This window comes from Flavobacterium zhairuonense (assembly GCF_004352915.1).
GTDB lineage: Bacteria > Bacteroidota > Bacteroidia > Flavobacteriales > Flavobacteriaceae > Flavobacterium > Flavobacterium zhairuonense.
On record NZ_SJSY01000069.1, the window covers coordinates 21,203 to 42,165 of the forward strand.

Genomic DNA, 20,963 nt, shown 5'->3' on the forward strand with positions numbered 1-20,963 from the left:
TTTTGTGTCTGTAGTTTTATTATTTTTGGTAAAATTCAAAAACAGACATTGAAAAAAACTTCACAAATAGTATTGTTTTTATTACTCATCTTGTTGGGATGCAACAAGAAAACAAGCCTAGACAAAGCAACTGTTTCGGCAGAAGACAGTCTGAAAACTTATTTGTCTTTAGCAAATGACATCAATTTGCCTTATGAATTGAAACAGAAATATGCGAAAAAAGCCTTTTCTGTTATAATCGATGAGAATAACGATTCTATAAATAGAGCGAACTTGTTTAAGGTTGCCAATAGATATTACAATATGAAAGATCTAGAATCATATCGTGATATTTCAAAATTGATTTTAGCACGTTCAATTAGTGCAAAAGACTCTGTAAGTATTGGAAAAGCTTATACTTATTTGGGAGATTTTTATGGTACGCAAAGTATTCCTGATAGCGCATTCCTGAATTTTTTTAAAGCTCAAAAAATTTATCTGAGGATTAATGATCAATACAATTTGGCGCAGACTTATTTAAGCAAGGCTAGTCTTCAGTACAATGAAGGAGATTTTTTTGAAAGCGAAATTGGAGTTTTTAAAGCCTTGAGTCTTTTAAAAAAACAAAAAAATGTAAATGATCTCCTTTATGATTGTTACAATCTTTTGGGAATCTTATATAACGATCGGGAAGAATATGACAAATCTCTGGAATTTCATAAAAAGGCGATAGCAGTTTTAAAGGATAAAACAATTCCTTCAGAATTGCAATTAGAAGCAACTTCATTGAATAATATTGGTTTTGTTTATATCAATTTGAATGATTATGAGCAAGCAAAAGAATATTTTCAAAAAGGGTTAAATCAGAAAAATCTATTTCAGGAAAAAAATGTTTTGTATGCAATGTTGTTAGACAATCTTGCTTATTCTAAATTTAAGTTAAGAGATTTTACCGGACTTCCGGATCAGTTTGAAAGATCTTTGAAAATTAGAGATAGTTCAGGATTGAAATCGGCGGCGGTGTTAAGCAGAATTCATCTGTCTGAGTTTTATGCTTTTAAAAAAGATACTTTTAAGGCGATTCAGTTTTCAAAACAGTCGTTGGTTTTAGCTCGTAGTTTAGGTATTGGAAAAAATACTTTGGAAGCACTTAAGCAAATTGCTATTGTCGATCCCAAAAATGCATCTGTTTATTCTAAGGAATATTTTAATTTGAATGAAAAGATGCTCAAATCTGAGCGAAAAATGGGAGAGAAATTTTCTAGAATCGAATATGAAACCAATGAAATAAAAAATCAAAATTCGAATCTTCAAGAAAAAAACAGGACGCTGATTTATGTTTTTAGTATTTGTACTTTGGTTGGTTTGTTTTTTTATGTTTATAAGACACAACAGGCAAAAAACAGAGAATTGCTTTTTAAACAGCAGCAACAAATTGCAAACGAAGACATTTACAACTTGATGATTTCGCAGCAAAATGAAATTGAATCAACCCGAATAAGGGAAAAGAAAAAGGTTGCGCAAGAATTGCACGACGGCGTTTTGGGCCGAATGTTTGGAGTGCGAATTAGTTTGGACAGTCTTGATAAAGTCGATGAAGCGCAAGCTGCAGCAAAAAGAAAAAAATATTTGACAGAGCTTAAACATATTGAAGAAGACATACGTGAAATTTCGCATGACTTAAATAGAGAAAAGTCGGAATTAATTAATAATTTTGTTGCAATCCTGATGAAACTATTTGAAAATCAGAGAAACACATATGATTCAAAATTAATTACGACATTTGATTCTCATATAAAATGGGATCTTGTTAGTAATGCGGTCAAGATTAATTTGTACAGAATTATACAAGAGGCACTTCAAAATTGCAATAAATATGCTGATGCCGAAAAGATTATAGTTGAGTTTAAAAGTGAAATAAATCATTTAGTTCTCTCTATTGCAGATGATGGAAAAGGTTTTAATACAAAAAAAACCAAAAATGGAATCGGATTGCATAATATTCAATATAGAGCAGCAGAATGTAAGGGTATAGTTACTATAAAATCTGCTAAAGGAGAAGGAACACTTCTCGTTGTTAAAGTCCCAATCGATCAAAAAATTAACCTGCATAATAATGACATTTGATTTAACTGCTCCGATTTCGCACTTAATCACGCGAAATATTTTAATTGTCGACGATCATCCCTTTATCATTGAGGGATATAAAAATGCTATTACACGTTATAACCCGAAAGAATATGACTTTCATATTGCTCAGGCTTATGACTGTAGATCGGCTTATGATTTGCTTGAACGTGAAGCAACTCCAAATTTTGATATTGCTTTTTTAGATATCAGCATGCCAGCCTACGAAGAGAAAGAGCTTTATTCAGGAGAAGATTTGGCAATAATGATTTTAAAAAAGATGCCGCATTGCAAAATAATTTTGCTTACAATGTACACCGAGCTTCTGAAAATCAAGACGATTATCAGGACAATCAATCCAAACGGACTTATTATTAAAAATGATTTGACTTTTGATGAGCTTCTTTTTGCTTTTGATAAAGTAATGAAGAATGAAAAATATTATAGTCAGTCAGTAGTTAAGATGCTGAATCAGTCGCCTCATAATTCAATTGAAATTGATGAGTTTGATAAGCAGATTTTATTTCATTTGTCAAAAGGAACGCGAACAGAAGAAATGTCGCATTATATACCAATTTCTTTTGCAGCAATTGAAAAACGAAAACTCAATTTGAAAGAGTTGCTTAAAATAAGAAGCGGATCTGATGAAGAACTTGTTAGAGAAGCTAAAAGCAAAGGGCTTTTTTAAATATAAATCTCAAATAAAAAATTCCAAATTCCAACTGTTAGTTCAGTTATTGGAATTTGGAATTTTTTTATTGAGATTTTGAAAAATTATTCGCTTAAAGCGTCCCATCCGCGTGCTTTTAAGGCAATTTTTGTGTTAGCACGGGTTACAAGATGAATTCCTTCGTTTTCTTCGGTCATATGTCCGATAACAGAGAAATTCGGGTTTCCTTTTATTTTGTCAAAGTCGTTAATGTCAATTGTAAACAAAAGTTCATAATCTTCTCCGCCATTAATAGCAACTGTCGTACTATCAATGTTGAATTCTTCGCAAGTCGAAATAAACTGAGGATCCAAAGGCAGTTTGTCTTCGTATAAATTACAGCCCACTTTAGATTGTTTGCAGATATGAATAATTTCAGATGATAATCCGTCAGAAATATCAATCATTGAAGTTGGCTTTATCTCAAGCGCATGCAAAAGTGTGCGAACATCTGTGCGTGCCTCAGGTTTCAATTGTCTTTCGACCAAATAAGTATAAGGATCTAAATCAGGTTGGCTGTTTGGATTTACCTGGAAAACCTGTTTTTCGCGTTCTAAAACCTGCAATCCCATATATGCCGCGCCAATGTCTCCGGTTACAACTAATAAATCAGTTTGTTTGGCTCCATTTCTGTAGGCAATTTCATTTTCATCGGCTTCGCCAATTGCAGTAATACTGATAATTAATCCTTTTTGAGATGAGGTTGTATCACCGCCAACAACATCAACTTTGTATTCGTTTGCGGCGCGTGTAATTCCTTCGAATAATTCTTCTAATGCTTCTAACGGAAAACGATTCGAAACAGCAACAGAAACTGTAATTTGTGTTGGTTTCGCATTCATAGCGCAAATATCAGAAAGATTTACAACCACTGATTTATAGCCTAAATGCTTTAAAGGCATGTAAGCCAAATCAAAATGTACGCCTTCGATCAATAAATCTGTAGAAACAACTGTTTTTTTGTCCTTAAAATCTAAAACTGCTGCATCGTCACCAATACTTTTTAAAGTCGATTCTTGAGTAACATCAAAATTTCGCGTTAAATGGTCAATTAGTCCAAATTCACCTAATTGAGCTATACTGGTACGTTGTGGATTTTTATCTTCAATCATTTTTTTAAGTTCCAAAGTTTTAAGCTGCAAAGGTACAAAGGTTTTTATTTATAAAAGTACAAAGTTTTTGAGGTGCAAAGGTTTTATCTGTAGAGACGCATTTTAATGCGTCTACGTAAAGAAGGGTATGTGTATTGTTTAAAAAAATGGGGTTATGTTGTATGAGACGCATTGAAATGCGTCTCTACAGCAGGAAAAAAATATTTTAAAATTATTTTTTTCCTGCTGACAAACTGTTGTCACCGGCCCATTTTACTTTTGAAGTATAAATTTTTAAAACTTTAAAATCATGAAAACATTAGAAGCACAAGTAATCACTTCAGAAGATTTATTGAAACACTGGCAAGGGCATCGCGCATTAACACGTCGTTTGATTGAGCTTTTCCCAGAGAAAGATTTTTTCGAGTTTTCAATTGGTGGCATGCGCCCTTTTTCAAAACTAGTTGATGAGCTTTTGGCAATAGCAGTTCCTGCTTTAAAAGGAATTGTAAACAGAACAAGCGAGCCTTACAATGAAGAAAGTGGAGAAAAATTGATTTTTAAAGCGCAATATCTTGAAAAATGGGATGAAGCAACTGAGGAAATCAATAAATATTGGGAACAATTATCAATTGAAGATTTTAGCGAAAACTTTAATCTTTTTGGGCAATATGAATTTCCAATCATTCAGAATATTTTATATTTTATTGATAATGAAGTGCATCACCGTGGTCAAGCTTATGTATATTTAAGAGCTTTAAATATTGAGCCTCCATTTTTCTGGGAAAGATAATTAGCAATTCGTTGTAACTTTATTCAAAATCTAAAATTAACGGCTATGAGTTTAAAAAAAATAATGTCAAATTATGCAGACTATAATTTATGGGTAAATCAGCAATTCATAAATTGGCTTTCGCCGAAATCCGATGAACTGCTTTATGCCGAAGTGGCTTCAAGTTTTCCAACTATTATTAAAACGCTGGATCATATTTGGTCAACAGAAGAATATTGGTTTTCTGTAATTTCCGAAACTGATATGGCACAGAAGAAGGAGGAAAATGAACTGTCGAAAGAAGAAATTTTTTCCGGTTTACTGAATTCATCTGCAAAATTGAAGCATTTTATCAATTCATTGTCAGAAGAAGATTTGAGTAGAGAAATTAAAATCAGTAATCCGTGGTTTGAATGTGAATTGCCAATCGCAGATTATTTGCTTCAGGTTATCAATCACGGTACTTATCATCGTGGGCAAATTGTAACGATCGGCAGAAATGTAGGCATTACAGATGCGTCAAACACCGATTATAATTTTTACAATGTTGTAAAAAATCAGAAATAAAACAAAAAAACTCCTAATGCAACTTAGTTTCTTTAGGAGTTTTTTTGCTATAAAAGCCTTTGTTTGTTGATTTCTAATAATTCTAAAGTCCTAATTTTTAGTCTTTCAGGCTCTAGAATTGTAGCGTAATCGCCAAACATCAAAAACCAGCGAGGAAAACCTTCTTCGATGCTTCTAGACATAAAAGTCATTTCAATTTGATTGCCTATTTCTTTTTCTGAAACGAAGCCATGATATTTGCGTTCTGTTGCTAAATATCTTGCAATTTTTTTATCGACTAAGATTCTCACTTTTGTTGTTGGACAATTTTCTGTTTTGGTCAAATAAGTTTCCAAAGCATCATGTTCAATCGTAAAGTCAAGTTCTGTCTTTTTAATTTCCTGAATGCGGTCGGTTCTAAATTGACGATAATCTTGTCGTAAATGACAATATCCGAGAAAATACCAATTATTATTATCGTGAAATACACCAACGGGTTCTAAGTTACGCTGTGTAGTTTCGTCTTTTTCAAAGGTTTTATACGTAAGGAGAATTTGTTTTTTCTCAGCAATACCTTCAAAAAGAACTGCTAAAGTATTTGGCGAGCTGTCATTGAACATAGGTTCGGCAGTTTGCATCACGACTCTCGATTCAATATTCGAAAGATAATCTTTATCCGTACTTCTTAAAACCGCTTTTAACTTGTACATCGCTGAAGCATGATGGCTTCCAAGAGATGGATCAGTAAACTTTTGCATTAATTTTTCCGCAGCGATAAAACTGCTGACTTCCTCACGCGTAAACATTACGGGAGGCAATCTATAGCCGTCCATCAAAGCATAACCAACTCCAGCTTCGCTGTAAATCGGAACCCCCGAAGCCTCAAGAGTTCGAATATCTCTGTAAATTGTTCGCAGACTGCAATCAAAACGATCAGCCAATTCTTGTGCTTTTACAATTTTTTTAGATTGTAATTGAATTAGAATGGCAACAATTCGGTCAAATCGTTTTGGAGTTTCGTCCATTTTTTTTGGTTCAAAGGTTCAGAGATTCAAAGTTACAAAGGTTAAAGGTTTTAAGAAATAAAAAAGCTGTCCCAAATTAGAACAGCTTTGTATTTAAATTCTCAAATGAATTAAAATTTGTACAATAGCCCAAACTTAGGCTGATCAAAGATATTGTTGAACAAATTGATGTTTAGCTCGAATGTGTTTGAAGATGGACCATTTTCTGGAGAAACGCTATTATAAGATAGTAAGTTTGCCAAAACAAAAGTTACGGCGATATTTTTGGTTACAAAATAGTTTAAACCAACATTAATATTAGCAGTTAAACTATTGCTGTCATCGGATCCCGTAGGATCTTCAACTTTATTTCGGCCATAGCCTAATCCAGCTTCTCCATATGCTTTAAAACGTTTTTTGTCTAATTCCAATACATAGTATCTTGCAAATCCGCCAATACCGAAGATGTTAGTTTTTGTGTCAGTAGATTCATATTTGTCACTTGAAAAACTAATTTGTCCGCCAACGGCAAATTTATCATTAAGGAAATATCCAAATTTGGGATTAAAAGCATAAAAATCACGATCGCCACCAGTGGCAATTTGTAAAGCACCTTCAATAAACATATCACCATGAGCAAAGGTGATACCTTTTGCAGAATTCATTTCAGAATTAACTTGATCTTCTTGCTGTGCGTTTGCAAAGTAAAAAGTAAATAGGGCTAAAACAATTGAAAATTTGGTTTTCATAATCTTATAGTTTTAAAGTTGTAGGATTAAAAATACAAATTCTAATATAAAATTAACTTTAAGCTCGATGAAATGCGTTAAAAATCAGGTATTTGTGATTTTTTGGCTCAATAAGTAAGATTAGGATTACTTAAAATTGTCTTATTTTTAACTATTTGATAGTCAATTAATTGTTAAAATAAAACGAAAAACCCGATAACTTTCGTCATCGGGTTTCTATATTTTGTTATAATTTGCTATGCTTTAAATTTCCTGAAGGCTTGAATCATTTCATAAATCCCAAAAGCGATGACAATTTTTCCAAAGATAAAAATTAACCAACTCACAGGATTGGTTAGGTAAGTTCTGTTATTTTCTAAAGGATTGAAGAAATCGGTAACTACAAAAAATCTAAACAATCCCGAAGTAAACCGAGTAAAATTCTCCCAATCGAAGAGTGCTATTTTATATTCATAGTTTTCTAAAACGAAAAAGAGAAAATAAAGAATTAATCCAGAATATAAAGTGAATTTTAGTGCTCTTTTCCAATCTGTGCCGTACTCAGAAACAATATCACTAATCCATAAAATGAAAGCATCTCTTTTTAATTGAATAGGCTCTCTAACTCTATGATTTAAATGATCTTTATCTTGCTTAAACTCTTTTAATTTCTTTTTAATATCTTCTCTGTAAGCATTAAATTCATAAACTCTAAATCTGCTGTAATCAATTTTATTTTCGGCTTTTTGAAGTTGTTGTTTTATTGTCCGAATTGTTCTTCGGTCACAATCATTAATTTTTTTTATTTGAATATCATCAAAAAAAGCCCCTTTTTCAAAATTTGTTTTGTCTATTTCAATAATATCAAAATAGGTATCTTGAAATGAAACAAAATCGTGAAATTTAGTTTTTTCGAACCTCAGTTTATGAATTTTTAACTTATCAAAATCACTAAATTTATGAAAGTCGCATATAGTAAATTTAAAATCTCCATTAATCTGGTTATTAATATCTTGAAAGCTTATTGCGTTGTTAAAAGTACAATGATTAAAATGTGTATTGTCATTTAATTTTGTTTCGAAAAAAGATGAAATTGAAAAACTACAATGATTAAAAAATAGTTGATTTGGTTTTGAAGAAACATTATTTCTTATATAACTAAAATAATTATTAAATGCACATTGAGTGAATATAACATTATTTAAAGTCGATCGAACAATACTGAAACTTTCGGTTTGATTTAGATTAGAAATACTTAACGATCCATAATTGAAATTTATGTTTTCAATATTTATATTCTTAATAAAGCCACCATTGATCTTCAAATGAGCTGATTCAACAATAGTCGGAATTATGCTAGTAATATTTTCATAGTTTTCTTCAAATGATAGATCCTTTATTTTGCAATTTATTATTTGAAAAAATTGATTGTTAATTTTACATGAGATGAATTTTAAATATTTAAAAGTAGAAGATGTAAAAGTGATATCAGATAAAAAAGTACAGTTGTCAAAAATGCTGAATCTATTGAAAGGTGCTTCGGAATCTCGGTCATGAAAAACAAGTAATTCTCCTTGGAATATAATGTTTTTAAATGTTAAAGCGATATTGAGACTTTGTGTTTTAAGAATGATTTTTTCTTCTATATTAACGATTAAATCAATAAAATGTTTTTCTTTAGATTCTAACCTTTTTTTAAATTCTTCTCCACTTATTTCTGTCATTTTATTTTGAATTGCTCTTCCAAAAATAAACAAAAAACCCGACAACTTTCGTCATCGGGTTTGATCTATAATCTTGTCTCTTTCTTCTATTTTCTAAATAAAAAAATCTAGTCGTTAAGTTTCAAAACAGCCATAAACGCTTCTTGAGGGATTTCAACGTTACCTACTTGACGCATACGTTTTTTACCTTTTTTCTGTTTTTCAAGAAGTTTACGCTTACGCGAAATATCTCCACCGTAACATTTTGCGGTAACGTCTTTACGAAGTGCTTTAATCGTTTCACGAGCAATAATCTTAGCTCCAATTGCCGCCTGAATCGGAATGTCGAATTGCTGTCTTGGAATCAACTCACGTAATTTTTCGGTCATTTTTTTACCGATGTTGTATGCGTTGTCTTCGTGGATCAAGGCAGAAAGTGCATCAACCGTTTGAGCATTCAAAAGAACGTCCAATTTAACCAATTTCGAAGTTCTCATTCCAATTGGAGAATAATCAAAAGAAGCATAACCTTTAGAAACGGTTTTTAAACGATCGTAAAAATCGAATACAATTTCCGCCAAAGGCATGTCAAAGTTCAATTCAACACGCTCGGTTGTTAAGTAGGTTTGGTTGGTAATCAAACCACGTTTTTCAATACATAAACTCATTACGTTTCCAACGAAATCAGCTTTTGTGATGATGGTAGCTTTAATAAATGGCTCTTCAACTCTGTCAAGTTTTGAAGGCTCTGGTAAATCTGAAGGGTTATTTACAACGATTGCCGTTTCCGGATGTTTCTTGGTGTAAGCCAAATACGAAACGTTAGGAACTGTTGTAATTACAGTCATATCGAACTCACGCTCTAAACGTTCCTGAATGATTTCCATGTGAAGCATTCCTAAGAATCCGCAACGGAAACCAAATCCTAATGCCGCAGAGCTTTCAGGAGTAAAAACTAATGAAGCGTCATTCAATTGTAATTTTTCCATAGAAGAGCGTAGATCTTCGTAATCTTCTGTGTCAACAGGATAAATACCCGCGAATACCATTGGTTTTACATCCTCAAAACCAGCAACCATATTCGTTGTTGGAACTTTTGCATCTGTAATCGTATCACCAACTTTTACTTCACGAGCTTCTTTAATTCCAGAAATCAAATACCCAACATCTCCTGCCGAAACTACATTTTTAGGAACCTGATTTAGCTTCAAAGTTCCAATTTCGTCAGCAAAATATTCATTGTCTGTAGCCATGAATTTGATTTTCTGGCCTTTTTTGATTTCTCCATTTACAACTCTAAAGATTACCTCAATTCCGCGGAATGGATTGTAAACTGAGTCAAAAATCAAAGCCTGCAATGGTTCCTCTGCATCTCCTTTTGGAGCAGGAATTTTTTCGATAATGGCAGCAAGAATGTTCTCAACACCAAAACCAGTTTTTCCTGAAGCATGAATAATATCTTCTAATTTACATCCAAGTAAATCGATAATATCATCGCTAACTTCTTCTGGATTAGCACTTGGCAAATCGACTTTATTTAAAACCGGAATAATTTCCAAGTCGTTTTCAAGAGCTAAATATAAGTTTGAAATCGTTTGTGCCTGAATACTTTGTGCAGCGTCAACAATCAAAAGCGCACCTTCGCAGGCAGCAATAGATCGTGAAACTTCATATGAAAAGTCAACGTGACCCGGAGTATCAATTAAGTTCAAGATATATTCTTCGCCCTTGTATTTGTATTCCATCTGAATGGCATGACTCTTAATGGTAATTCCACGCTCGCGCTCCAGATCCATGTTGTCAAGCAATTGCGCTTTTTCTTCACGAGCTGTAACGGTTTGTGTAGCACTTAGTAATCGGTCTGCTAATGTACTTTTACCGTGGTCAATGTGTGCAATAATGCAAAAATTACGTATCTTCTTCATTTGTATATATCAGTTCTCTAATCGAGTTTAAGTCTTTTTTTGGTATAAATTACACTGCAGCAATTGCTTTAGTGTATGTTATTAAGGCGCAAAGATAGCGCAAAGTTTTGGATTCTGAAATGGAGTTGCCCGATAGTTGGCGACTGAAATTCAAAACAAACCCTAAAATTCAAAATTAAAACCTTTTTCAGTCAGTTTTTTGTAAATGTCTGGGTCGAATTTATAGAGTTTTGCTGCTCGATGTGATACATCTTGTTGTTTTTCATCGAGCGCAACAAGGAGTTTCATGTGCAGAATTTTTCTTCTGAAATTTGATTTGTCCAATTCAATCCCCAGAATTTCTTCATAAAGATGCATCAGTTGCAATAAAGTAAATTTTTCCGGCAAAAGATTAAAACCAATTGGCGCCTGACGAACTCTGTTCTGCAATTGCATCAAACTGAAATTTAGAATTTCGTTATGGTCAAATATTAACTCAGGGATTTCATTAATTCTGAACCATTTTGCTTCTCGCACATCTAAACTTGCTTTTACATCATAATCTTCTTGATTTACAAGCGTATAATATCCAATCGTAACAATACGGCGATCTAAAACCCTGCTCGGATTTGTGAAGGCTTTTAGCTGTTCCAAATAAATATTATCAAGAGTAGTAAGTTCATAAAGGATTCTATGAGCGGCATCATCAGCGCTTTCTTCTCTTTTCATCCAGCCTCCAAGCAATCCCCAGCTTCCTTCACTTTCTCCTATAGCATGTTGTACTAAAAGCACTTCAAGATTTTCCTTTTTGAAACCAAAAATGACACAATCAACTGAAACTCCATCAATTTGTATTGATGGCATATTCAAAGACGATTTGTTTTCTGTATTAGTGTTTTCAGAAGATGATAATTCCATTTTATGCTTTTATAAGCGGTTAGTTAAAATTCAAAATTAAATCCTTTTTGAGTCAGTTTATTGTAAATCTCAGGATCAAATTTATACAATTTTGCGGCTCGGTGCGAAACATCTTGCTGTTTTTCATCTAATGCGACTAATAATTTCATGTGCAGAATTTTTCGCCTGAAATTGGATTTGTCCATTTCGATGCCCAAAATTTCTTCATATAAATGCATCAGCTGCAGCAATGTAAATTTTTCTGGCAGTAGATTAAAACCAATTGGAGCTTGACGCACTCTGTTTTGAAGATGTTTTAAACTATAAGAAAGAATTTCGTTGTGGTCGTAAATAAGATCTGGAATAGTATTTATTCGGTACCATTTTGCATCAGAAGCTGTAAAACCCGCTTTAATGTTGTAATCTTCTCGTTTTACTAAGGCATAATATCCAATGGTTATAACTCGGCGAAGCGGAAAACGATCTGGGTCACCAAAAGCTTTTAGTTGCTCCAAATAAATATTATCCATTCCCGTAAGTTCATTCAATAAACGATGTGCGGCATCATCTGTACTTTCTTTTTTGTAAATCCATCCTCCCGGAAGTCCCCATTTTCCTTTACTGATACCTTCTGCGTGCTGTACTAAAAGCACTTCAAGACTTCCTTTGTCAAAACCAAATATTACGCAGTCAATCGTGATGGCGTTCATTGCATTTTGTTCGTTGCTTGTAGCAATTCCTGGATCTAGTTTTTTAACCATTTTCAAAATTAATTAGGACAAATTAAGCAAATAAAATGCATAACTGCCTTTGCTGATTGCTGAATGTTTTTCGAATCGCAATTTTTTGAAAGCCAAAAAAATGCGAGTTTATCAATAAAGCGTACACTTCACTAAAAACATTTTGAATAGCTGAAGGCTAAAATTACACTTCTCTATTTTTTCATCATTTATTATTTCATTTTATCTCAATTGGTTGTTTTATTGACAAAAATGTATTGGCATAAATCAGAATTGAAAAAAAATAGACTTAATATTTTGCTAATATAGAAAAAAGTTTTACACTTGTAGTCAAATTTACCATAAGATAAGTTCATTTTGACTATAAGTTTGAAAAAGAGCTTTTTTAAAATGGAAAATGATTGCCAATAACGTTCATAAATCTAGTTTGTGAATGTGCACCAGTTTGAAACTTACACTTTAATTACATATTACAACTAACTTAATTTAACCAATTCTTTAATTATTATGAAAAGCAAAAATTGTATTAAAACGACAATGCTTCCGTTTTGTATGGCACTGCTGCTAAGCGTGTTTGCAATACAGTCTGGTTTTGCTCAGGACCAGTCTAAATCAATAAGTGGAAATGTATCCTCGGCAGAGGATGGAATGGGAGTTCCAGGTGCTACTATTTTAGTACAAGGAACAAAAATCAGTACAGCAACTGATTTTGATGGAAACTACAAAATCGAGGCAAAAGCCGGAGATGTACTTGTAGTAAGCTTTATGGGATATAAAACTCAAAAAATTACTGTAGGAACACAAAAAACTTTAAATGTTTCAATGCAGGCCGAAACGGCAGAACTTAAAGAAATTGTTGTTATTGGATACGGAACTCAGAAGAAAAAAGTAAATACAGCAGCAACTTCATTAGTATCTGGAAAAGATATTCAGCAGGTTGCTAGCTTAGATGTTGTGAATGCTTTACAAGGGCAGGCATCTGGGGTTAATGTTATGTCATCTTCTGGACAGCCTGGCGCTAACATGGTGGTAAATATTCGTGGAGCCGGAACTGCTGGAAACAGTGATCCTTTGTACGTAGTTGATGGTGTTGTGGTTGATAACGGAATCGGATATCTTGATCCTTCGGTTATTGAAAGGGTTGATGTTTTGAAAGATGCTGCAGCGTCTTCTATTTATGGTGCTAGAGCTGCGAACGGTGTTATTTTGGTGACAACCAAAAAAGGAAAAGATGGAAAAATGAACGTTTCTTTAAATTCATATACAGGTTTTCAGCAAGTTGCTAAAAAACTTGATTTAATGAATACTCAGGAATATACTACTATCATTAACGAGGCTCGCGTTAATTCTGGTTACACACCTTTGTACACTCAGGCGCAGGTGGCAAAACTGCCAAATCACGATTGGCAAGATGATTTGTTTAATGAAGGTGCAATGAAACAAAATCATTCGCTTTTGATTACTGGAGGCGATAAAAAATCTACGATCGCAACGGGATTGTCTTACTACGGACAAGATGGTATGATTGGCGGAACAACAAATCAGTCGCAATACAATCGTATTACTTTTAGTGTGAATTCGACTTCAGAAATAATTGAAGATCACTTAAAAATTGGAGAAAACTTCACGTTGTCAAACATCAAAAGTAGCGGAATTGCTGATGACGGAATCTACAGCAACGGAATCAGAAGCTTTTTGAACGCGGCTCCAGTTGATGCGGCTTATGATGAAAACGGAGATTTTGCGCATTCTATTATTTCAGCTGATGTAAGTAATCCACTTGGATCATTGTATTATAATAATTTCAACGAAAGCAAGTCAAACCGTTATGTTGGGAATATTTTTGCGGAATTAAAATTCTTAAAAAACTTTACTTTCAGAACGAGTTTTGGTGTTGATATGACTGACAGTAATTACCGTTCATTCAGACCTGTTTATTCACTTTCTTCAAACGATAATAATACGGTTTCAAGTGTAACGCAAAGCGGAACAAAATCACAAGGATGGATTTTTGAAAATACATTACAATACAAATTTGTGTTAAACAGTGCGCATAATTTTGATGTTTTAGTAGGTACTTCTGCAAAGAAAAACACTTCAGATTATATGACTGCAACGGGTAAAAACTTGATTTTTGATGATTTTGAGCATGCTTATTTAGACAATGCAAAAGATCAAACTTCAAATACTGTTGGAGGAAATCGTACAGATTATGCGATTCAGTCTTATTTCGGACGTTTATTGTACGACTATAACAATAAATATTTGTTCTCTGCAACAGTTCGTCGCGACGGATCTTCAGAATTTGGTCCAAACAATAAATATGCGATTTTCCCATCTTTCTCTGCAGGATGGAATGTGGATAAAGAAAGCTTTTTCCCAGCAGAAAATAAAGTCTTGAATACATTGAAAATCAGAGGAAGCTGGGGACAAAACGGTAACGACCAATTTGCTAGAAAATTTGCTTATATGTCAACAGTAAATTCTACAGACAAAAGCTACCATTTTGGAACTGGAGACGAAACTTTATTAGTAGGTTCAAGCCCAGATCAGTTGGCAAACCGTGATTTGAAATGGGAAACTTCAGAGCAATTAGACTTAGGTTTTGATGCTGTATTGTTCACTAATTTCAGTTTGAGTTTTGATTACTACGACAAGAAAACAAAAGATTGGTTGGTTTTAGCTTCTATTCCAGCTTATGCAGGAGCAACTGCGCCTTATATTAATGGTGGAGATGTAAGCAACAAAGGTTTCGAAATTACAATGGGTTACCGCAAAACGTTTGCTAAAGATTGGAACTTTGGAATTAATGCAAATCTTTCGCACAATGAAAATAAAGTACTTCGAATTGCAAACAGCGAAGGAATTATCCACGGAGAATCAAATGTATTGTTTCAAGGTTTAGACGAAATGAATCGTGTTGAAGTTGGTCAGCCAATGGGTTATTTCTACGGATTAAAAACAGACGGAATTTTCCAAAATGCTGCTGAGGTTGCTGCAGGTGTTCAGCCAAATGCTTCTCCTGGAGATGTTCGTTTTGTTGATTTGAATGGAGACGGAAAAATCGATGCAAATGATAAAACAAAAATCGGAAATCCAAATCCTGACTTTTCTTATGGTGTAAATATGGATCTTTCATATAAAGCCTTTGATTTCACGATCAATACTTATGGTGTTTCAGGAAGCCAGAATGTTTTTGGAATTCATGATGCGACTCGTGCATACACAAATAATACAACAGAAATTTTAAACAGATGGACCACTGAAGGAACTTCAGACAGAATTCCGAGAGTGACTTATGGAACTGATCCAAACGGAAACTGGACTAGATTCTCAGATTTATATGTTCAAAACGCTGATTTCTTTAGAATTAAAAATGCATCAATTGGATGCGATTTGACAAAATTGACAAACAAACTGCATTTCTTCAGCAAATTCAGATTATATGTAGCTGGAAACAACATTTACACCTTTACAAAATATAAAGGAATGGATCCGGAAATTGGTTTTGGAAACGTGAACCAGTCTTGGGCTAAAGGAATTGATGTTGGATATTATCCGCAGCCAAGAACTTATATGATGGGTCTTAATGTTAACTTTTAATTTATGAAAACGATGAAAACATATATAAAATTATTTGCTCTTTCAAGCTTATTTGTTTTAGGAGCTTGTTCGGAGGAATTTCTAGAAACGGAACCTTACACACAAAAAGTAACCGATAACTTTTATAAAACGCCTAATGATGCTTTCCAAGGATTAGTAGCGGTTTATGATGTATTGCAACGTGAAGCATATGGCGGACCTTTATTGATTAGTGAACAAGCTTCTGACGACTGTTTTGGAGGATACGGTATTGCCGATGGTCAAGCTGATATTGAATGGGATCGTTTTTTATACGTTTCAGACAAAGACATGAACAAAGATGTTTGGTCAAATGCGTACTTAGGAATTTACAGAGCTAATATCTTATTAGAAAATTTAGGTAAAATCAATTGGGGAACTGATACTGCTTTGAAAACAAGATACGAAGCAGAAGCTCGTTTTTTAAGAGCTCACTTTCATTTCACAGCCGCTAAAATGTTTGGGGATATTATTCCGTTAGATCATACAATTACTTCAAGCGAATTTACGTTGCCAAGACAAGCTCCAGAAGTTACCTATGCTTTAATTGCTAATGATTTGAAATTTGCAGCAGATAATCTTGGTCCAGAAAATTATTCTCAAAAAGGAAACGCAAATTTCGGACGCATCACAAAATGGGCAGCTGAAGCGTATTTGGCGAGAACATTTTTATTTTATACTGGTGTTTACAGCAAACCAGATTTGGCTGGAGTTGTAACAAAAGCGCAAGCTGTAACTTATATTAATGATGCGGTAAACAATAGCGGACATAATTTGGTTCCTGATTTTGCAAATCTTTGGCTTGCCGCTTCTTTAGAAAACTTTGCAGGTGAAGATAATACCGAGATGGTTTGGGCGGTTCGCTTTAACGGCTCAGGAAAAGGAAATTGGGATTTGCACGAAGGAAACCGTTTCCAAGTTGATATTGCACCACGTGGAGGAGCTATTGGAAGATATGCTACAGGATGGGGAGGAGCAACAGTTAATCCGAAATTAGTTGCAACATACAGTAATTTAGACACTAGAAAAAAAGCATCATTTATTGATTATGTTGGTGAAGGTTTAAATTTTGATGCCGAAGCTAGAGAGCAACGTCAGTACACTGGATATTCTTGGAAAAAATACTGCCCAATTACTAATGCAGCGGGAACAAGTGTTGTTGAAGCAAATGGCGGAAATTTCCAAATTGACAATTATCAAGATTATGCAATCATTCGTTTTGCAGATGTATTGCTTATGGCGGCCGAACTGAATTTGGATACAAACCCAGCAGTGGCACAAGCCGATTTGGATAGAGTTCGTGATCGTGCTTTCAAAAACACTACAAATCGTAAAACGGCTACCAAAGCAGTGATTATTGAAGAACGCCAACTAGAATTGGCACTTGAAGGGCAACGCTATTTCGATTTATTGAGACAAGGAATGACTGAGACTAAAAAAGCAATTGACAACACAACAGGAGGTTCGCAGTTTGCAGTGACATTTAGAACAGAGACACAAGGCTGGTTCCCATTGCCGCAATCTCAAATCGTACTTTCAAATGGCACAATTTCTCAAAATCCAGGTTGGTAATTAACTCAAAAACAATGATTATGAAACGTATACTATATATATTATTTGCGGCAGTAACCATAAGTTCACTATTATTTTCATGCGATGCCGTTGAAGATCGTGAGACTTTGCCTGCAGTTACTTTGACACCGTCAACACTTAAGTTTTCAGTAACACAAAATCCGACAAACAAAAATCAGATTGTTTTAAAAAATGACGATCCAACTGTAGTTCCGTATTGGAAATATGTTGATGCAAGTGGAAACGAATTAGGACATTCTAACAAAAGCAGTGACAATGTGGTATTTCCTTTTGCTGGAAAATATACCGTTTATTTCACAGCCTACACACGTGGAGGTTCTGTAGAAGCAGCTCCAGTTTCAATTACAGTTACTGAAAATGATGTAACTTATTTTAAAGACCCAAAATGGAATATGTTGACAAATGGTGTAGCAGGAAAAACTTGGATTTTAGATATGGCAAGTCCAGTAGGTTGGGCTGGTTTGGATTACCCTGCGGCAACAGGTGACAACTGGAGCTGGCTTCCTGATTATGCTGGAAACTCTTGGGTGATGGCAAACAAAAACTGGGGTGAAATGTATTTTGATTTGAATGGAGGATACAACACTAGTGTAACACAAACTGCCATTTCAAGCGAGGCGCAAACCACAAAAAAAGGAACTTATGGTCTTGATCTTGTTAATAGCAAAATAACATTTAATGGCGGACCAGAAATGCTTTACGGTGGCGATTACTACGGAGACTGCAGCAACTGGATCACAGTCAAAGTTGTAGAACTTACTGCAACATCTTTGCGTTTGGCTGTTATTAGAGATAAAAGCCGTACTGGAGAAGGAGTTTGTTTAATTGTTTTCCACTATAAGCCAAAGTCTTAATTACTTAGATAAGAAACTAACCGGTAGGTGATTGATACAGTCACTTATCGGTATGTTTATATTTGTTTTTCAAAAACTTAAAATTATATCAAAATGAAGAATGAAAGAAAATATCTAAGCGTTAGCCTGACAGTATTAATGCTGACAGTAATTACATTATTCAGTTCATGCAAGAAAAACGAAGAGGCTTTCAGCAACCGAAAAGTTTCTTTTAATTCAGATTGGAGTTTTCATCTCAATGACAGCATTGTTGATAAAGATACTATCGGTGCAACTACAAAATGGAGAACTTTAAATGTTCCCCACGATTGGAGCATCGAAGGAAAATTTGACGAAAAAAGCCCAGCCGGATATGGCGGAGGTTCGTTGACTGGAGGCTTAGGTTGGTATAAAAAAACATTTAAAGTTGTTGCGGAAGACAGTACAAAAATAACTTCAATCACTTTTGACGGCGTTTACAAAAACAGTGAAGTTTGGATAAATGGACATTATTTAGGAAAACGTCCAAACGGATATATTGGTTTTCAATATGATATGTCGCCGTATTTGAATTACGGAGACAAAAATAACGAGATAATTGTTAAGGTTGACAATTCAAAACAACCCAATTCACGTTGGTATTCGGGTTCAGGAATTTTTAGAAACGTCTGGCTTGAAACGACAGATAAACTTCATGTTGAGAAATGGGGAACTTATGTAACAACTCCAAAAGTTACAACTGAAAAGGCGTCAGTAAATATTGAAACTCGAATTCAAAATGATCATTCAGATTCAAAAAAAGTAACAATTGTAACTACTATTTATAAAGAAGATGAAAAAGTAACATCAGCTACTTCTAAAGTAACACTTGCTGCAAAAAACGGTCTACTATTCAATGATAAGTTAGAAGTTGAAAATCCAATTTTATGGTCAGATGAAAATCCAGAATTGTACACAGCAGTTACAGAAATTTTAGTTGACGATAAAGTTGTAGATCAATATAAAACCAATTTTGGAATCAGAGATTTTAAATTTGACTTAGACAAAGGTTTTATTTTAAATGGAAAACAGGTTAAAATAAAAGGTGTTTGCATGCACCACGATTTAGGTCCGTTAGGTTCGGCAATCAACACGCGCGCAATCGAACGTCAGTTGGAAATTCTGAAAGAAATGGGTGTAAACGGAATCAGAACTTCTCATAATCCGCCTGCTCCAGAACTCTTAGATCTTTGCGACAAAATGGGTTTCATCGTTATGGATGAAGCTTTTGATATGTGGAAAACAAATAAAACAAAATACGACTACGCAAACGACTGGGATAAATGGCACAAAAAAGATTTGATTGACCAATTGCTTCGTGACCGTAATCATGCCAGTGTTTTTATTTGGAGCATCGGAAATGAAATTCCGGATCAATGGAGTGAAACCGGTGTTCAAATTGCAAAAGAATTGGCCGGTATTGTTCGTGATTTTGATAAAACCCGACCATTGACAGCAGCGATGAATCCGCCAGTAAATATGAATATGGATGAGGTTACGTTGCAGTTTGAAAAAAAGAATGTACAAATTAACCCGATTGCGGCTTCTGGAGTTTTAGATTTGATCGGATATAATTATGCCCATCAAACTTACGAGCATCACAAAGAAAATTTTCCAAAAACACCTTTTATTGCGACCGAAACCACTTCAGGATTAGAGACGCGTGGTTATTATGATAACGTATCTGATCAAATCAAAAAATGGCCAGTTCGTTGGGATCTTAAATTTACAGATGGAAATCCTGGAAACACCGTTTCTGCTTACGATCAGGTTCAGGCGCCTTGGGGTTCTACACACGAAGCAACTTGGAAAGTAATCAAAAAACACGATTATCTTTCTGGAATGTATATCTGGACAGGTTTTGATTATATCGGAGAACCAACTCCTTATGAATGGCCATCGGTAAGTTCGTATTTCGGAATTGTCGATTTAGCTGGTTTCCCAAAAGACGTTTATTATATGTATCAAAGCGAATGGACAGACAAAACTGTTCTTCACATTTTTCCGCATTGGAACTGGAAAGCAGGACAAACCGTTGATGTTTGGGCTTATTATAATAAAGCAGATGAGGTTGAACTTTTTGTAAATGGAAAATCAGTTGGAAAAAGAAGCAAAAAAGGAGATGATTTGCACGTAATGTGGAGAATTCCGTATCAAGCTGGAACCTTAAAAGCAGTTTCTCGCAAAGATGGAAAAGTAGTTTTAGAAAAAGAAATCAAAACGGCGGGAAATCCTGAAAACTTAAAATTAACTGCTGATAGAAGCACGATTAAAGCTGATGGAAATGATTTGTCATTTGTAACCGTAGATATTTTGGACGCCAACGGAACTTTGGCTCCAAATGCAAACAACGAAATCAATTTCTCTTTAAAAGGAAATGGAAAAATCGTTGGTGTTTGCAGCGGAGATCCTGTAAGCCACGAATCATACAAAGGATCAAAACACACAGCGCTTAACGGAAAATGTTTAGTAATTGTACAATCGGACAATGAATCAGGAAGATTAGAATTGACTGCGAAAGCAAACGGGCTGAAACAAGCCACAATTGTAATTACAACAGAATAAATTTTTGAAATTTTAAATATAGCCACAGATTAAAAGGATTAAAAAGATTTAAATCTGCAGGATCTTCGAGATAATGAGAAAAAAAAACTTTCGAATCCTTTTATCCCGATAA

Annotated in this window: 15 protein-coding genes; 8 read left to right on the top strand and 7 right to left on the bottom strand. The window is 34.2% G+C overall.

All coding sequences use genetic code 11. The features are described 5' to 3' along the window. The first annotated feature begins 48 nt into the window (after positions 1–48). Both EYY60_RS06890 and EYY60_RS06895 read left to right on the top strand, forming a co-directional pair. Positions 49–2,106 (top strand): tetratricopeptide repeat-containing sensor histidine kinase, encoded by a 2,058-nt coding sequence (locus EYY60_RS06890; protein WP_235832302.1) that lies wholly within the window; start codon positions 49–51, stop codon positions 2,104–2,106. Next, positions 2,096–2,794: a response regulator gene (locus EYY60_RS06895; protein ID WP_132988652.1), complete on the top strand. Its 699-nt coding sequence runs from the start codon at positions 2,096–2,098 to the stop codon at positions 2,792–2,794. The genes EYY60_RS06890 and EYY60_RS06895 overlap by 11 nt, the downstream gene beginning before the upstream one ends. An 86-nt stretch (positions 2,795–2,880) precedes the next feature. On the opposite strand, the gene thiL is transcribed toward EYY60_RS06895, so the two are convergent. Continuing rightward, on the bottom strand, positions 2,881–3,927 hold the full coding sequence (gene thiL / locus EYY60_RS06900; protein WP_132988653.1) for a thiamine-phosphate kinase: 1,047 nt from the start codon (positions 3,925–3,927) through the stop codon (positions 2,881–2,883). Between the two features lie 289 nt (positions 3,928–4,216). Here thiL and EYY60_RS06905 point away from each other — a divergent pair, with 289 nt between their 5' ends. Both EYY60_RS06905 and EYY60_RS06910 read left to right on the top strand, forming a co-directional pair. Then, positions 4,217–4,699: a DinB family protein gene (locus EYY60_RS06905; RefSeq protein ID WP_132988654.1), complete on the top strand. Its 483-nt coding sequence runs from the start codon at positions 4,217–4,219 to the stop codon at positions 4,697–4,699. Positions 4,700–4,744: 45 nt separating this feature from the next. Continuing rightward, a complete protein-coding gene (locus EYY60_RS06910) occupies positions 4,745–5,245 on the top strand; it encodes a DinB family protein (RefSeq protein ID WP_132988655.1) in 501 nt (166 codons plus the stop codon). Positions 5,246–5,292: 47 nt separating this feature from the next. On the opposite strand, the gene EYY60_RS06915 is transcribed toward EYY60_RS06910, so the two are convergent. The 6 genes from EYY60_RS06915 to EYY60_RS06940 all read right to left on the bottom strand — a co-directional run bounded on the left by EYY60_RS06915 (position 5,293) and on the right by EYY60_RS06940 (position 12,221). Next, the gene (locus tag EYY60_RS06915) at positions 5,293–6,249 is read right to left on the bottom strand and encodes a helix-turn-helix transcriptional regulator (protein ID WP_132988656.1); all 957 of its coding nucleotides are present in this window, start codon (positions 6,247–6,249) and stop codon (positions 5,293–5,295) included. A gap of 110 nt (positions 6,250–6,359) precedes the next feature. Then, entirely contained in the window at positions 6,360–6,977 is a 618-nt protein-coding gene (locus EYY60_RS06920; RefSeq protein ID WP_132988657.1) for an outer membrane beta-barrel protein, read from the bottom strand. Positions 6,978–7,213: 236 nt separating this feature from the next. Continuing rightward, entirely contained in the window at positions 7,214–8,680 is a 1,467-nt protein-coding gene (locus EYY60_RS06925) for a hypothetical protein (RefSeq protein WP_132988658.1), read from the bottom strand. A gap of 107 nt (positions 8,681–8,787) precedes the next feature. Beyond that, positions 8,788–10,584: a translation elongation factor 4 gene (gene lepA, locus EYY60_RS06930; RefSeq protein ID WP_132988659.1), complete on the bottom strand. Its 1,797-nt coding sequence runs from the start codon at positions 10,582–10,584 to the stop codon at positions 8,788–8,790. A gap of 162 nt (positions 10,585–10,746) precedes the next feature. Next, entirely contained in the window at positions 10,747–11,427 is a 681-nt protein-coding gene (locus tag EYY60_RS06935) for an NUDIX hydrolase (protein ID WP_235832305.1), read from the bottom strand. Between the two features lie 77 nt (positions 11,428–11,504). Then, positions 11,505–12,221 (bottom strand): NUDIX hydrolase, encoded by a 717-nt coding sequence (locus tag EYY60_RS06940; protein WP_132988661.1) that lies wholly within the window; start codon positions 12,219–12,221, stop codon positions 11,505–11,507. Between the two features lie 486 nt (positions 12,222–12,707). On the opposite strand from EYY60_RS06940, the gene EYY60_RS06945 reads away from it, so the two are divergent. From EYY60_RS06945 to EYY60_RS06960, 4 genes are all read left to right on the top strand, one after another. Next, on the top strand, positions 12,708–15,803 hold the full coding sequence (locus EYY60_RS06945) for a SusC/RagA family TonB-linked outer membrane protein (RefSeq protein WP_132988662.1): 3,096 nt from the start codon (positions 12,708–12,710) through the stop codon (positions 15,801–15,803). Positions 15,804–15,815: 12 nt separating this feature from the next. Next, on the top strand, positions 15,816–17,393 hold the full coding sequence (locus tag EYY60_RS06950) for a RagB/SusD family nutrient uptake outer membrane protein (RefSeq protein WP_132988663.1): 1,578 nt from the start codon (positions 15,816–15,818) through the stop codon (positions 17,391–17,393). A 20-nt stretch (positions 17,394–17,413) separates the two neighbouring features. Beyond that, entirely contained in the window at positions 17,414–18,268 is an 855-nt protein-coding gene (locus tag EYY60_RS06955; protein WP_132988664.1) for a hypothetical protein, read from the top strand. Positions 18,269–18,361: 93 nt separating this feature from the next. Then, a complete protein-coding gene (locus EYY60_RS06960; protein ID WP_132988665.1) occupies positions 18,362–20,851 on the top strand; it encodes a glycoside hydrolase family 2 TIM barrel-domain containing protein in 2,490 nt (829 codons plus the stop codon). Positions 20,852–20,963 lie beyond the last annotated feature (112 nt).